Below are 14,400 nucleotides of genomic sequence, written 5' to 3'. Positions count from 1 at the left end.
GGTTTTGGCATGGCACGACCACGGCGCATCGTCCTTGTCCGGCACGGCGAGTCAACCGGCAATGTCGACGACTCCGTGTATGAACGCGAACCCGACCATGCGCTGGCCCTGACCGACCGGGGCTGGCGACAGGCCGAGGAGACCGGAAAACGCATCCGGGAGATCTTCGGCCAGGAGCGTGTCAGCGTGTACGTCTCCCCGTACCGCCGTACGCACGAGACTCTCCGCGCCTTCCACCTCGACCCGGATCTCATACGGGTGCGTGAGGAGCCCCGGCTGCGTGAGCAGGACTGGGGAAACTGGCAGGACCGCGACGACGTACGCCTTCAGAAGACGTACCGGGACGCGTACGGGCACTTCTTCTTCCGCTTTCCCCAGGGGGAGTCCGGGGCCGACGTGTACGACCGGGTCGGCGGCTTCCTGGAGAGCCTGTTCCGCAGCTTCGAGGCACCGGACCACCCGCCGAACGTGCTCCTCGTCACCCACGGTCTGGCGATGCGGCTGTTCTGCATGCGCTGGTTCCACTGGACGGTCGCGGACTTCGAGTCGCTCTCCAACCCTGGGAACGCCGAGATGCGGATGCTCGTTCTCGGAGACGACGGCAAGTACAGCCTCGACCAGCCCTTCGACCGCTGGCGGGACCCGGAGCCGCACTGGATGAGCGGCTAGGCTGGCCGCGATGACCTCCTCCTTCGACTCCTCGACCCCGGGGCGCCTGGACCGCGCCCTGGCCAGCCTGCGCGGACTCGCCGTCGGTGACGCGCTGGGCTCACAGTTCTTCGTCCCGGTGAACTATCCGCTGCTCAAGCGGCGAGAGCTGCCGCCGGGTCCCTGGCAGTGGACCGACGACACCGAGATGGCCTGCTCCGTCGTCGCCGTCCTGGCCGCCCATCAACGCGTCGACCAGGACGCGCTGGCCCACTCCTTCGCCACGCATCACGACTTCGACCGCGGCTACGGCCCTGCCGTCAACCGTCTGCTCCGCCTGGTCCGGGAGGGCGGCGACTGGCGTGAACTGGCCGCCGCGCTCTTCAACGGCCAGGGATCGTGGGGCAACGGCGCGGCCATGCGGATCGCGCCCCTGGGCGCCTGGTACGCGGACGACCCGGAGCAGGCCACCCATCAGGCCGAGATCTCGGCCTACCCCACGCACCAGCACCGTGAGGCGGTCGTGGGAGCCATGGCCGTCGCTGCCGCCGCCGCTCTGGCAGCCGGGCCCGGCGGCCCGCCGAGCCCCGCGGACCTCCTCGACGGCGTCATCTCGCTGATCCCCAGGAGCGCCGTCGGCCAGGGGCTGCGACGCGCCCGCGACATGCTCGACTACGGCGACGCCGGCACCGTCGCGGCCGTCCTGGGCTGCGGACGGCGTACGACGGCTCACGACACCGTCCCCTTCGCCCTGTGGTCGGCGGCGCGTGCCCTCGGCGACTACGAGACGGCGTTCTGGGCCACGGCCCAGGTGGGCGGCGATGTGGACACCACCTGCGCCATCGTGGGCGGCGTCCTCGCGGGCGCCGAGGCGGGAGCACCTCCGGCCGCCTGGGCGCGGCGCACGGAACCGCTGCCGCAGTGGACACCGTCGGCGACGGGCACCAGCGCCGGCGGGTGACCGCCCCGGCGCGCGGAGCACAGCAGGACGGCCCCGCCCCCGCGCGCCGGGGCGGTCACCCGTAGGACGGCCGGGCCCCGCGCCTCTCGCCGTATGGCCGACCTCGCTTTTTGTACTCTCCGTGCCCGGTGGGAACTCTGGGTAATCGTGCGGCGTTCTCCCGGTATCCGATCCGCGCTCCGTCCAGGTGCGGAGGGCGGATCGGGAGGCGGAGTCGGAGCGGGAGGGTGTGGGTGGGATGGGTTCTTCTGACGTTGACCGTGGCGCCGGCCGCAGTGGTGCGGACCTCGTGGGGTCAGCCCAGCCCCGGGCCGGCGGTGCCGGCGAGGGCTTCGAGATCGCTCTTGCGGACCTTGATCACCAGCCAGGCGGTGAGCAGGCCGATCCCGGCCATCGCGGCGGCCGGCACGAACGCCGTCGAGATGCCGTGTGCGAGCACCTCGTGCCCCCACGGCGCGGGCAGCTGACGGGACTTGGCGAACTCCGCCTTCTGCTCCGGCGAACCCTCGGCGAGGAACTTCGGCAGCTGCTTCCGCGCCTCGTCCTTGCTGGCCGTGCCGAACACCGTGGTCAGGATCGAAAGGCCCAGCGAGCCGCCCACCTGCTGCATGGCGTTGAGCAGTCCGGACGCCGCTCCGGCCTCGTGCGGGGCGACCCCGGACACCGCGGTGACGGTCGCCGTCACGAAGTTCAGCCCCATGCCGAAACCGAAGACCAGCATGGGTCCGAGCACGCCGCCGACATAGGAGCTGTCGGGGTTGATGAACGTCTGCCAGGCCAGTCCGACGACCACGAGCGCCGACCCGGTCATCATGAACGGCTTCGGGCCGAGAACGGGCAGGAACCGCTGCGACAGCCCCGCGCCGACGGCGATGGCCGCCGTCACCGGCAGGAAGGCCAGACCGGCTCTGATCGGGCTGTAGCCCAGCACGTTCTGCACGAACAGCACGATGTAGAAGAACATGCCGAACATCGCCGCGGCCAGGCTCAGCATGATGACGTACGTCCCGGAGCGGTTACGCTCGGCGAACATCCGCAGTGGTGTGATGGGTTCCTTCGCCCGGGTCTCGATGAAGACGAAGGCCAGCAGAAGCACCACCGCGGCGGCGAAGGAGCCCAGGGTCAGGCCGTCGCGCCAGCCGTCCTCCGAGGCCCGGATGAAGCCGTACACCAGGGAGGCCATGCCCAGTGTGGAGGTCAGCGCGCCCGCGATGTCGAAGCGGCCGGGGTGGCGTTCGGACTCGTTGATGTACTGCGGGGTGAGGGCGACGATCAGCAGGCCGATCGGCACGTTGACGAAGAACACCCAGCGCCAGTCGAGCCAGTCGGTGAGCATGCCGCCGGCCAGCAGTCCGATGGCACCGCCGCCCGCGGAGACGGCTGCGAACACGCCGAACGCCCGGTTCCGTTCCGGGCCTTCGGGGAACGTCGTGGTGATCAGCGCCAGGGAGGTGGGCGACGCGATCGCGCCGCCCATGCCCTGGAGGGCCCGGGCGGCCAGCAGCTGCCAGGGCTCCTGGGCGAGACCACCGAGGAGCGAGGCGAAGGTGAACAGCAGGATGCCGGTCATGAAAACCCGGCGCCGGCCCAGGATGTCGCCGGCTCGCGCGCCGAGGAGCAGCAGTCCGCCGAAGGTGAGTGTGTAGGCGCTGACCACCCATGTCAGGTCCGTGGTGCTGAACCTGAGAGCGTCTTGAATGTGCGGGAGCGCGATGTTCACAATCGTCGCGTCAAGTACGACCATGAGTTGGCAGGCGGCGATCACGGTGAGGGCGATGCCTGGGCGCCCCTGCCGACGTGCCGCACCCGGTTTCTGGCCCTGTATCAGCTGAGAGGTTGTCACTGTGGATCCCCCACAAATGTTTTAGTGAACGTAAGCGTTCACTGTCACGCCAACGGTAGTGAGTCCTCAGTAGAGAACGCAAGCGTTCACTTAACTGCGTCGTGTGCCGCGTCCCCCTTTGCCGTCGCACGCTGCATCCCCCGCTCCGCATCCCCCGCTCCGCAATCCCCGCTCCCCTGCTCGCTGGAGAAACTCAGATGGTTACCTCGCGCTGGACCGCCGCCCCCGCTCCCCCTCAGGCGGTTTCCCCTCGTCGGCGCGGTGCGGTTCTCGAACGCGCGATCCTCGACGCCGCCTTGGAGCAGCTCAGCACGGTCGGCTGGAACGGTCTCACCATGGAAGGTGTCGCCGCCGGGGCCCAGACCGGCAAGGCCGCGGTCTACCGCCGCTGGTCCTCCAAGGAGGACCTGGTCGCCGACGCCCTACAGGCCGGTCTGCCGCGTTTCGAGCAGGCGCCCGACGTCGGAAGTGTCCGCGAGGACCTGTTGGCCCTGTGCCGGCAGACCCGGGACGCGATGTTCTCGCGTCCGGGCTTCGCACTGCGATCGGTGATTCACGAATGCGATCCGGTGCAGGCCGAAAGGTTCCATGGTGTGATCTTCGAAGCGGTCGTGGAGCCGACCACCAGGCTGATCGGCGAGATCGTCTCCCGTGGCACAGAGCGTGGTGAGGTACGGCCCGATGCGGCCAACGGCTATGTCCTCGACGCCATTCCGGCGATGATGATGTACCGCACCAAGATTTCTGGAAGCGAATGGAGCGACCGGGAGATCGAAGAGATGATCGACGGGTTCATGCTTCCGCTACTGCTGTCGCGCGACGCGTGATCCATGTTCCGGCGGTCGGCCGCGCCCTCCGGGAGGCCGGGGTGTCGCTCGGGGATCAGCGCGGCGTACCCTAAGGGCGCCATGCCGTACGAACCACCTACTCACACCGTCGAGCGCTCCCTTCGCGCCACGACCGGAGCGAAGGTCATTGCCGGTGTCGACGAGGTGGGGCGCGGCGCCTGGGCCGGCCCCGTCACCGTCTGCGCCGCGGTCACCGGTCTTCGCCGGCCGCCCACGGGCCTCACCGACTCCAAGCTGCTGACCATCAAGCGGCGTACGGAACTTGCCGAGGTGCTGCGGACCTGGGTCACGGCCTATGCCCTGGGGCATGCCTCGCCGGAGGAGATCGACGACCTCGGGATGACGGCCGCGCTGCGACTCGCGGCGAGCCGAGCCCTGGAGGCCCTGCCGGTCCGCCCCGACGCGGTCATCCTCGACGGGAAGCACGACTACCTGGGCCTGCCCTGGCAGGTGCGTACGGTCATCAAGGGTGACCGTTCGTGTGTGGCCGTGGCGGCGGCCTCGGTGATCGCCAAAGTTCAGCGCGACAAAATGATGGCCGAACTGGGTGTCGACCATGCAGACTTCGGATTTGCGGACAACGCCGGGTATCCGTCGCCCGTGCACAAGGCCGCACTGGAGGAGCGGGGCCCCACCCCGTACCACCGGTTGTCGTGGGCGTATCTTGATGCGCTGCCCCAGTGGCGGCACCTCAAGAAGGTCCGCAGCTGGGCGGAGGGAAACGTTCCGGAGATCGAGGGTCAGCTCGGCTTCGACTTCTGACGTTCCAGTCGCACTCTTGTGCCACCCGGTTCACCTGACCTGCACCAACGTTTGATAGATATCAGCTCATGCCTCTCATTCCCGAGGAGCCTCAGATTCACGAGAGTGCCCAGGGTCCCCGCGCCATTCCGGCCAGTGGCCGTACCGCGCCGACCCCCCGTCCCGTACCCGGCCCCCGCCCCGCGGCTCCGTCGCGTCCCGGTCGTCCCGGCCCTGTGCGGCCGGCGCCGCCGGTACAGCGCACAGCGCGTGACGTGGCCAAGCCAGGCCCGTCCGGCCCGGCCGTGCCCGCCGCTGCGGCGGCGGCTCCGCAGATCCAGTTGATCCCGGCATCGGTCGAGAGTGCTCTCGACGCGGCCGAGGAAGCGGTGGATCTGCTCCTCGACTCGGGCCGTGCCCCCGGCGACGTGCTGGTGATCACCACCGGCGCGCAGCACCCGTGGGCCGACCACGAGCTGTCGTTCGGTGAAGCCTCCTACTGGGCGCAGCACGACGCGGGTGACGACGTCTTCTACACGGACGCCGCCATCGCCTCCCGCGCCGCGACCCGCGCCGTCGTGGTCGTCGCCGTCAACGGCGGCCCGGCCGACGCTGCCGCCACCGCCCTGCCGCTGGCCCTCTCCCGGGCCGGTGCCCTGCTGATCGTCTGCGGCGACCCGCAGCACATCAACTCGGTACTGGGCGCGGGCGTCTGAGCCGTCTCCGGCGCCTCTGGGTCTCCGGAGGCACCGGCGGAGTTCCGGCGGTGATTCGCACGGTGGTGCCTTTGCCGTGCCCGGACACCTGACGGGCGGTACCCGCTGCCGTCACGGAGCGGCCGTCCGGCCGCCGGAGGTCCGGAACGCGGGCACCGGGCCTGATCCTCCTAGCTCGCCGAGGTGCCGGACGGCCGGACGCCCACGCGGGCCCGCCAGGCCGCGACGGCGAGACACCCACGCGGGCCCGCCCGGGCCGCCCCGGAGCGCGGTGAGCGTTCCTTCCCGAGCACCGGGTACGGCGGGTCCGCCGTGCCGGGCCGCTGATTCGTGGCCGGCCGGCCTCTGCACGACGTGTATCCGGTCGGCCTCCGCACGAAGGGCGTCCGGCCGGCCCGGCCCGGCACCTCCCCTCACAGGGCCGGGATTCAGCGAGCGGCCGCGCGGCGCAGCACCTCGGAAGCCGCGCCCCCGGTGCGCGGTGCCAACGGCGGGGCCTGGGACAGGGCGAAGGGCTCAGGAGCCGAGTCGGCACTGGGGCGCCGCCCGCCACGACCCTCGCCGAGCACCTGCCAGCCGTCGTGCGTCAGCGTGATGTACGCCCCGCAGCGCAGCCCGTGCAGGGTGCAGGCGTCCCGCAGCCCCCACATCCAGGCGCCGTCCTCCTCCGTCCAACGCGCGTCCCCCTCCCGGCAGTAGAGCAGCACGGCGGTACGTACCGGGGTGCGCCGGCGAAGATCGTGCGGGATGACCCGGCGCAGCTGGTCCAACAGCACGTTCCGGAACATCCAGCCGTCGGCCGGGGCGGTGCGCCGGCTGAAGGAGGCACTGGCACACAGGCGCTCCTCCGGGTCCAGGACGGCCACGATCGCCGTGCCGAGCCGGGGCAGGTGCCGGGTGTGCAGCCCGCTGACGACCTCACGGGGGTTGCGCAGCAGCGGTATTCCGGCGTCGGCCCACTCCGCGGGCTCGAGCAGACGGCTGGCGGAAGCGGCGGACGCGGACGTCGACAGGGATGCCGCCGAGGACGGAGCGAATCCGAAGGTCACGTTCCTCCCTTCGGCTACGCGCCCACACTGCGGGCAGGATTGGATTCGGGGGAGCGCGCACCGCAGCAAAGCCCAACCGGATCACGGACGAGCCGTGCGGGGAGCGGACTTCAATTCTTCCTGTCGAACTTGGATGCGGCAACGAGCAAATGGGGCCACCGACTGTTATCTGGTGGAGTGTGACTTATATCCCTACCCCACGAGGCAGCGGACGACCCTTGAGACGTTCGACAGCGGCACGTTCGTGCACCGCGGCCGGCATCGCGGTCGAACGGCAGCGGGTGGATCAGCCCTGAACCGCCAGGACCAGCGGCAACACCCCCTGCGCCCCGGACCGCCTGAGCAGGCGCGCGGCTACGGCCAGTGTCCAGCCCGTCTCGGTGAAGTCGTCCACCAGCAGCACCGGCCCCTGAGCCTCGGCGAGGGCGGCGGCCAGGGCGGGCGGCACGGTCAGCGCACCGTCGAGGGCCTTCAGTCGCTGCGCGCTGTTGCTGCGGGAGCCCGGCTGTGCGTCGCCCGCGTACTCCACGCTGCCCAGCAGCGGCAGTCTGCCGATCTCCGCGATCCGTGCCCCGAGAGAGTGGATCAGCTCAGGCCTGGAGCGTGAGGCGACAGTCACGACCCCTCGCGGCCGCGGCTGTGCGTCGGCCGCACCGGCTGCCCAGCCGCCCGGCCCCTTCGCCCAGTCGGCCAGTACCTCCACCACGGCACGGGCCACGTCGTCCGGCACCGGAGTGTCCGGGGCCTGGGGCGCGAGCAGTGGTCGTAGCCGGTTGCCCCATCCGATGTCCGACAAGCGCCCCAAGGCCCGCCCGACCGAGGCCTGTTCACCGGCCGGAATGCGTCCCTTGAGTTCGATGCCGATCGCCGGCAGTCCGGTGGGCCACATCCGGCGGGGCTCCACTTCGGTCCCCGCCCGCCCCAGATCGACCCGCGCGGCGTCCACCGCGGCCGGGGAGGTGTCCGCGCTGAAGCGTGGCTGGGCGCAGTTGTCGCAGCGGCCGCACGGCTTCGCGCCCTCGTCGTCCAGCTGCCGCTGCAAAAACTCCATCCGGCAGTCCGTCGTGGCCGCGTACTCGCGCATCGCCTGCTGTTCGGCGGCGCGCTGCCGCGCCACCCACGCGTACCGATCGGCGTCGTACGTCCACGGCTGTCCGGTCGCGATCCAGCCGCCCTTGACCCGCTTGACCGCGCCGTCCACGTCGAGGACCTTGAGCATGGCCTCCAGCCGGGACCGACGCAGCTCCACCAGCGGTTCCAGCGCGGGCAGCGACATCGGACCGCCGGCCCGGGACAGGACGTCCAGGGTGCGGCGCACCAGCTCCTCCGACGGGAAGGCGAGCGACGCGAAGTAGCTCCAGATCGCCTCGTCCTCGCGGCCCGGCAGGAGAAGTACCTCGGCGTGCTCGACACCGCGTCCCGCACGGCCCACCTGCTGGTAGTAGGCGATGGGGGAGGAGGGCGAGCCCAGATGCACCACGAACCCGAGGTCGGGCTTGTCGAAGCCCATACCGAGGGCGGAGGTGGCGATCAGCGCCTTGACCCGGTTGCCGAGCAGGTCCTCCTCGGCCTGCTGCCGGTCCGCGTTCTCCGTCTTCCCCGTGTACGACGCCACGGTGTGACCGCGCTGTCGGAGGAAGGCGGTGACCTCCTCGGCCGCCGCCACGGTGAGCGTGTAGACGATGCCCGACCCCGGCAGGTCGTCCAGGTGATCGGCGAGCCAGGCCATCCGGTGCGCCGCGTCCGGCAGTCGCAGCACGCTCAGGCTGAGGCTCTCCCGGTCCAGCGGGCCGCGCAGTACCAACGCGTCCGAACCGCCGCCGGTGCCCAACTGCTCGGCGACGTCCGCGGTCACACGCGCGTTGGCCGTGGCGGTGGTCGCCAGCACGGGCACGCCGGCCGGGAGGTCGGCGAGCATGGTGCGCAGCCGCCGGTAGTCGGGCCGGAAGTCGTGGCCCCAGTCGGAGATGCAGTGGGCCTCGTCCACGACGAGCAGACCGGTCGCCGCGGCGAGCCGGGGCAGCACCTGGTCGCGGAAGTCGGGGTTGTTGAGGCGCTCCGGTGACACGAGAAGGACGTCCACCTCGCCGGTCGCGATCTCTGTCTGGATCGCCTCCCAGTCCTCGGTGTTGGACGAGTTGATGGTGCGGGCGTGGATACCGGCCCGTGCTGCCGCCTCCACCTGGTTGCGCATGAGCGCGAGCAGTGGGGAGACGATCACAGTCGGGCCGCTGCCTCCGGCGCGCAGCAGCGAGGTGGCCACGAAGTACACCGCGGACTTGCCCCAGCCCGTGCGCTGCACGACCAGGGCCCGGCGCCGTTCGGCGACCAGTGCCTCGATCGCCCGCCACTGGTCCTCGCGCAGCCGGGCGGTGCCGGTGTCGTCGCCGACGAGGCGGGCGAGGACGGCGTCGGCCCGGGCCCGGAGATCCGCGTTGTTCGTGTGCTCCATGGGTCCCATACAACAGGACGGGACCGACAGTCCGGGCGGACTGTGGACGAGGACGGCGTGCTTGGCATGTCCCTGATTCGACTTATCCACAGGCCGAACCGGAATCGCGAGATCCGCGAGATGGTCGGCCCATGACGAACCACAGCGAAACCGCCGAACCATCCGAAAACAGCGACGCCGCGGGCGGCTCGCCACCCCTCTGCGGATCGGCCCACGACCCCCAGGTCACCCTGCGCACCCCGGCCGAACTGGCCGACGCGCTGCCCTACCTGCTCGGATACCGCCCCGAGGACAGCATGGTCCTGATGGCTCTGCACGACCGGGGCGGCCGTGGCCGCTTCGGCGGCCGCGCCCGGCTCGGCATCCCCGCGAACAGGGACGACTGGGAGTCGGCCGCACGCCAACTGGCCCAGGGGCTGATGGCGGGCAGCGAGCGCCGGGGCGCCCGGCCCGAGCAGATGGTCGCCTACGTCTGCCAGGAACCCGCGCCCGGTGAATCAGGCCGGGACGTGATGCGCAGGCTGGCGCCGCTGGCCCAGCTGCTGCGCACCGAGTGCGGCCGCCTCGACGTGCCCGTGATCGAGGCGCTGTGCATCTCCGACGCCCGCTTCTGGTCGTACTGCTGCCCGGCGGAGGCATGCTGCCCCGCCGAAGGCACCCCGATGGGGCTGCCTGGCACCTCGGTGCTCGCGGCCGCCGCCACCTACGCCGGTATCCAGGTGCGCGGCAGTCTGCGCGAGTTGCGGGCCAGGCTGCTTCCCTGGGAGACCGGCGCCGCGCCGGAACAGGAGATCGCCCTGGACCGCGCCGGAATGGCCCTGGTGCCCCGCATCCTCGACGACGCCTTCCGGGCGCAGGTGGCCGACGACACCCTGGCCCTCGCCCGCCGGATCATCGAACGGTACGCCGACGCCACCCCGGTCCCCGGCACCCACCAGGCGGACCTCCGCGACGACCGGCTGCTCGCCCACGACGAGGCCGCCCAGCTCATCCTCGGACTACAGGACCGCCTCACCCGCGACCGCGCGGCCGCCTGGATGGAGGGCGCCGAGGCCGGACCAGCCCTGCGCCTGTGGCGGGCCCTGGCCCGCCGCTGCGTCGGCCCCTACGGCGAACACGCCGCGGCCCCTCTGACGCTGGCCGGCTGGGTCGCCTGGTCGAGCGGCGACGACCTGGAGGGACGGGAAGCCCTGGCCATGGCCCTGGGCGCCGACCCCGACTACCTCTTCGCCGCCCTGCTGCACCGGGCCTGCAACGAGGGTCTGGATCCGGAGTCGATCCGCCGCTGCCTGCGCACCGGCCGCACGGGACGGATCCCTGAGGGCGGGACCACGGCGGACGCGGCGGCCACAGCGAACGCGGTGGGCACAGCGAACGCAGTGGGCACGGCGGACACGGAGGATGCGGCGGACACGAAGGACACCGACCCGGGCCCGCTCGCCCCGGATGCCGACCATCCGCCGACCGCCGACGCGGGCACGCCCCCGGCAAGCCGTCCGTATGCCGTTCACTGCACCGACAACATCGACAACGCCAATAACGCAAGCAACACCGATAGCACCGACAACACCGGCAACCGACCGCGACGACCGGACGCCCGGCCCCGACGACAGGACGCCCGGCCCCGCCGGCAGGAGGGCACCCGAACGCGAGGAACGAGTACGGACACCACCCGACCCGGTTCGACCAGGCCGGGCGGCCCGCGCACCCGCACCCGCACCCGCACGGCGGAGAGCGCCGACGGGAACAGGGTGGAGAAGAGCGACGTACGAGGGGGCAGGACGGGGCAGGAGGAGGCCCGTTCCGGGAACAGCCGCGGTGAGCGCGACGAATGAACCAGAGCATGCCCGGGGCGGCATGTGGTCGGACCTGGGCGAACGACGCGTCCACGCACCGGTGTCCGGCCGGGTCCGACACGCGGGGGCGTGACCAGGAGGAGCCCGGCCCCGTTCACCTGGGTGGCGGAACGCCGGAACAGGCCGGACCGCCACCCGCCCCTGCGGAACCCTCCGTCCGGCGCCCAGCACGTCGCAGGCGCACAGAGCGCAGAAGAAGCCGCCCCATGCATCAGCCGACTCCGCCTTCCCTCGCCGACGACAACCGCCGACTCCGGGACGGCCCGCCCTGGCTCGCGGTGCCGGACGACGGCCCGGCGCCGCCACGCGCCCGCGCACCCAGGCCCGCGTCGGTACCCGTGGCCGCCGCACGCACGGCTCCCGGTGCGCCGAGCCTGAAGTACGCCACCGGCCTGCCGCCCGCACACACCGTCCTGATCTGCGTCGCGCTCCCCGGCCTGGCCATCTCCACGGAGCGGGGTCAGCTGACCGGACACGGCCTGGAGGGGTTCTACCGTGCGGGCCGACGGCTGCTCGCGCGCTGCCAGATCCGGGTCGCCGGCCGTGAACCGCTGGCCGTGCAGGCCCGCATGACAGGAGCGGACTGCGCTCGTTTCGTCGGCACCCTGCGGGCCTCACCGACCGTGGGACCTGACCCGGACGTCGTCGTGGAGCGCACCCGGCACGCCGACGGCACGGAACGCATCACCCTGCACAGCTCCGCCCTCCATCCCCTGCGGCTGCCGCTGGAGGTGGCCCTCGCCACGGACCTCGCGGAACTGAGCGCCATCGCCTCCGGCACCCCGGGGCCCGAACTCCCGGCCAGTGTCCACGGCTCCGGCCTGCGCTGGGCCACCCCCCACGGCAACGCGTCGGTCACGGCGGACCCGCCGCCCGCCGACGCGCTGGCCTCGGCGGGGCTGCTCCGGTGGGAGTTCGAACTACTGCCGGGCGGCACGGCAAGCGTGGAACTGCGGGTGCGTCCGGACGGCGCGGGTCCGCCGCGCGCCGTGGGGCACGCCGCGACCAGCCTCCTGGCACCGGCCCAGGCCACGGGTGACCACCCCGGAGTCACCGGCCTGCTCCGGACGAGCGTCGACGACCTGCAAGCACTGCTGCTCCGCGATCCCGGACACCCTTCCGACACCTACCTCGCGGCCGGGGCGCCGTGGCGGTGCGGCCTGGCCCCGGCCGAAGCCCTCGCCGCCGCCCGGATGGCCCTGCCCCTCGGTACCCGCCTCGCCGCCGGCACCCTGCGCACCCTGGCCCGCATCCAGCTCCGCGGTCCCGGACCCCGGACCGGCATGATCCCCGGCCCGCGCCGCGACGCCGGCGCACACCTGCCGCCGGGCTGCACGGGTACGGAGGCCACATTGCTCTTCCCCGTGCTGCTGGCGGAGGCCCGCCGCTGGGGGCTGCCGGAGCAGGAGACACGGGAACTGCTGCCCGCCGCGGAGCGCTGCCTGACCTGGCTGCGCACCACCGTGGGTGACCGGACATACCTCTGCGATCCGCAGCCCGGCGGGCCCGTGCGCAGCGAGACTCAGGCCCACGCGCACCGGGCCGCGCTGCTGGGTGCCGATCTCCTCGACGACTACGAACGTCCCGGCGCCACCGGACTGCGGCAATGGGCGGCGGAACTGGCGAAGGCGTTCCGGGCGGACTTCTGGACCGAGGACCGGGGCGGCGGCCGTCCGGTGGCGGCCCTGACCCCGGAGGGCCGCCCGCTGACCCAGTTCGGCTCCACGGCCGTGCACCTGCTCGACACCGGCCTGCTGGGCGCGGGCCGTCCGGCGCCAGGTCTGCTCGACAAGGTGCGGACCGGGCAACTCGCCCGGCTGCTCGGCGGTCCGGCCATGGACTCGGGCTGGGGACTCCGTGGGCTGGGTGCGAAGGAGGCGGGTCACAGCCCGTTCGGCCACCGGTCCGGGGCCGTCCGGGTGCAGGAGACGGCACTCGCCGTCGCCGGGCTGTCCGTCGCAGGGTACGAGAAGGAGGCCGGCGGGTTGCTGCGCGGCCTGCTGGCAGCGGCCGAGCACTTCGGGCACCGGCTGCCCGAGATGTTCGCCGGGGAACAGCGCTCCGACGGGAGTGCTCCCCTCCCGCATCCCGCCGCCTGCCGCCCGGCTGCCACCGCCGCCGCCTCCGGAGTCCTGCTCCTGACCACACTCGCCGGCATCCGCCCCGACACCCCGGCCGGTACCGTCACCCTGCGTCCGGTCGCCAGTGCCCCCCTGGGTGAACTCGGTCTGACCGGACTGCGGGTCGCCGGAGCGCCCTTCTCGGTCCGGGTCAGCCGACTCGGCCTCGCCATGGTCGAGGAGGCCGCCGACGGCCTGCAACTGGGGGTGTGACCCCGGCCGGCCGGAAGGCGAGCGGACCTGGCGGCGCGGTCGTGCGGGAAAGGGTGGCTGAGCGCCGTACGTGCGCCGGAACGGAGCGCGAGGCGCATACCGGAGCGAAGTGGATCAGCCGTCGGAGCAAGCGGAGAAGGGAGTGTTTATCGTCAGGCAGACGACTATGATCACGGCATGCCCTACGACCCGTCAGCCTTTCCGCCGTTCGCCGTCACCGTGGACCTGGTCGTGCTGACCGTGCGCCGCCATGCCCTGTGTGCGCTGGCGGTCCGGAGAGGCGAGTCGCCGTTCCAGGGGCGGTGGGCGCTGCCGGGCGGCTTCGTACGGGCCGACGAGGATCTTTCGCAGGCCGCGGCGCGAGAACTCGCGGAGGAGACCGGGCTGCGCGCCCACGACCCCGACGCGCCCGCCCAGGAGGGCGGGGCCCATCTGGAGCAGCTGGCGACCTACGGCGACCCCAAGCGCGACCCCCGGATGCGCGTGGTCAGCGTGGCCCACCTCGCCCTCGCTCCCGATCTGCCCGCACCTCGCGCGGGCGGCGACGCCAGCAACGCGCGCTGGGCCCCGGTGGACGAACTGCTGGCGCAGGGTGGCTACGGCCGGGACGGCGAACCCGTCGCGCCGCTCGCCTTCGATCACACCCAGATCCTGTCCGACGGCGTGGAACGGGCCCGCTCAAAGATCGAGTACTCGTCCCTGGCCACCGCGTTCTGCCCGCCCGAGTTCACGGTCGGCGAGCTGCGCCGGGTCTACGAGGCGGTGTGGGGTGTGGCGCTCGACCCCCGCAACTTCCATCGGAAGGTGACCGGGACGCCGGGCTTCCTCGTTCCCACCGGCGGCACGACCACTCGCCAGGGAGGTCGTCCGGCCCAGCTCTTCCGGGCCGGCGGGGCGACCCTGCTCAACCCGCCGATGCTGCGCCCCGAGGTGTGAACGGCCGACAGTGCGAA

General features: G+C 72.2%; 11 protein-coding genes. 8 read left to right on the top strand and 3 right to left on the bottom strand.

Annotated elements, in window-relative coordinates; all coding sequences use genetic code 11:
- Positions 1-9 precede the first annotated feature (9 nt).
- Both AAW13_RS11810 and AAW13_RS11805 read left to right on the top strand, forming a co-directional pair.
- On the top strand, positions 10-669 hold the full coding sequence (locus tag AAW13_RS11810) for a histidine phosphatase family protein (RefSeq protein WP_046728657.1): 660 nt from the start codon (positions 10-12) through the stop codon (positions 667-669).
- A 10-nt stretch (positions 670-679) separates the two neighbouring features.
- A complete protein-coding gene (locus AAW13_RS11805) occupies positions 680-1,609 on the top strand; it encodes an ADP-ribosylglycohydrolase family protein (protein WP_046728658.1) in 930 nt (309 codons plus the stop codon).
- A gap of 295 nt (positions 1,610-1,904) precedes the next feature.
- Here AAW13_RS11805 and AAW13_RS11800 read toward each other — a convergent pair whose 3' ends face one another.
- The gene (locus AAW13_RS11800) at positions 1,905-3,452 is read right to left on the bottom strand and encodes an MFS transporter (RefSeq protein ID WP_071659512.1); all 1,548 of its coding nucleotides are present in this window, start codon (positions 3,450-3,452) and stop codon (positions 1,905-1,907) included.
- 197 nt (positions 3,453-3,649) lie between these two features.
- Between AAW13_RS11800 and AAW13_RS11795 the strand changes: the two genes are divergently transcribed.
- The 3 genes from AAW13_RS11795 to AAW13_RS11785 all read left to right on the top strand — a co-directional run bounded on the left by AAW13_RS11795 (position 3,650) and on the right by AAW13_RS11785 (position 5,757).
- On the top strand, positions 3,650-4,279 hold the full coding sequence (locus tag AAW13_RS11795; RefSeq protein WP_046728659.1) for a TetR/AcrR family transcriptional regulator: 630 nt from the start codon (positions 3,650-3,652) through the stop codon (positions 4,277-4,279).
- A gap of 81 nt (positions 4,280-4,360) precedes the next feature.
- A complete protein-coding gene (locus tag AAW13_RS11790) occupies positions 4,361-5,062 on the top strand; it encodes a ribonuclease HII (RefSeq protein ID WP_046728660.1) in 702 nt (233 codons plus the stop codon).
- Positions 5,063-5,130: 68 nt separating this feature from the next.
- A complete protein-coding gene (locus AAW13_RS11785) occupies positions 5,131-5,757 on the top strand; it encodes a hypothetical protein (protein WP_071659511.1) in 627 nt (208 codons plus the stop codon).
- Positions 5,758-6,185: 428 nt separating this feature from the next.
- Here the strand turns inward: AAW13_RS11785 and AAW13_RS11780 are convergent, their stop codons facing one another.
- Together AAW13_RS11780 and AAW13_RS11775 are read right to left on the bottom strand one after the other, a co-directional pair.
- Positions 6,186-6,806, bottom strand: a complete 621-nt coding sequence (locus AAW13_RS11780; protein ID WP_046728662.1) for a hypothetical protein — start codon at positions 6,804-6,806, stop codon at positions 6,186-6,188.
- Positions 6,807-7,092: 286 nt separating this feature from the next.
- Positions 7,093-9,258: a RecQ family ATP-dependent DNA helicase gene (locus tag AAW13_RS11775; RefSeq protein WP_046728663.1), complete on the bottom strand. Its 2,166-nt coding sequence runs from the start codon at positions 9,256-9,258 to the stop codon at positions 7,093-7,095.
- Positions 9,259-9,389: 131 nt separating this feature from the next.
- On the opposite strand from AAW13_RS11775, the gene AAW13_RS11770 reads away from it, so the two are divergent.
- The 3 genes from AAW13_RS11770 to AAW13_RS11760 all read left to right on the top strand — a co-directional run bounded on the left by AAW13_RS11770 (position 9,390) and on the right by AAW13_RS11760 (position 14,383).
- Positions 9,390-11,093 carry a DUF4192 domain-containing protein gene (locus AAW13_RS11770; protein WP_079178781.1) on the top strand — a complete coding sequence of 568 codons (1,704 nt, stop codon included), beginning with the start codon at positions 9,390-9,392 and terminating at the stop codon, positions 11,091-11,093.
- Positions 11,094-11,320: 227 nt separating this feature from the next.
- Positions 11,321-13,447 (top strand): glycogen debranching N-terminal domain-containing protein, encoded by a 2,127-nt coding sequence (locus tag AAW13_RS11765; RefSeq protein WP_240528601.1) that lies wholly within the window; start codon positions 11,321-11,323, stop codon positions 13,445-13,447.
- A 177-nt stretch (positions 13,448-13,624) separates the two neighbouring features.
- Positions 13,625-14,383: an NUDIX hydrolase gene (locus tag AAW13_RS11760; protein ID WP_046728664.1), complete on the top strand. Its 759-nt coding sequence runs from the start codon at positions 13,625-13,627 to the stop codon at positions 14,381-14,383.
- The last annotated feature ends 17 nt before the right edge of the window (positions 14,384-14,400 follow it).

Origin of the sequence: Streptomyces humi (genome assembly GCF_001005085.2) — a bacterium.
In the GTDB taxonomy this organism is placed as follows: Bacteria; Actinomycetota; Actinomycetes; order Streptomycetales; family Streptomycetaceae; genus Streptomyces; species Streptomyces humi.
Note: the sequence above shows the minus strand (reverse complement) of the source record. Positions and strands in the feature narration are given on the sequence as shown.

Excerpts from the sequence above, each read along its gene's own strand:
- AAW13_RS11790 (WP_046728660.1), top strand. The coding sequence starts at position 4,361 with ATGCCGTACGAACCACCTACTCACACCGTCGAGCGCTCCCTTCGCGCC.
- AAW13_RS11805 (WP_046728658.1), top strand. The coding sequence starts at position 680 with ATGACCTCCTCCTTCGACTCCTCGACCCCGGGGCGCCTGGACCGCGCC.
- AAW13_RS11810 (WP_046728657.1), top strand. The coding sequence starts at position 10 with ATGGCACGACCACGGCGCATCGTCCTTGTCCGGCACGGCGAGTCAACC.
- AAW13_RS11760 (WP_046728664.1), top strand. The coding sequence starts at position 13,625 with ATGCCCTACGACCCGTCAGCCTTTCCGCCGTTCGCCGTCACCGTGGAC.
- AAW13_RS11795 (WP_046728659.1), top strand. The coding sequence starts at position 3,650 with ATGGTTACCTCGCGCTGGACCGCCGCCCCCGCTCCCCCTCAGGCGGTT.
- AAW13_RS11785 (WP_071659511.1), top strand. The coding sequence starts at position 5,131 with ATGCCTCTCATTCCCGAGGAGCCTCAGATTCACGAGAGTGCCCAGGGT.
- AAW13_RS11775 (WP_046728663.1), bottom strand. The coding sequence starts at position 9,258 with ATGGAGCACACGAACAACGCGGATCTCCGGGCCCGGGCCGACGCCGTC.
- AAW13_RS11765 (WP_240528601.1), top strand. The coding sequence starts at position 11,321 with ATGCATCAGCCGACTCCGCCTTCCCTCGCCGACGACAACCGCCGACTC.
- AAW13_RS11770 (WP_079178781.1), top strand. The coding sequence starts at position 9,390 with ATGACGAACCACAGCGAAACCGCCGAACCATCCGAAAACAGCGACGCC.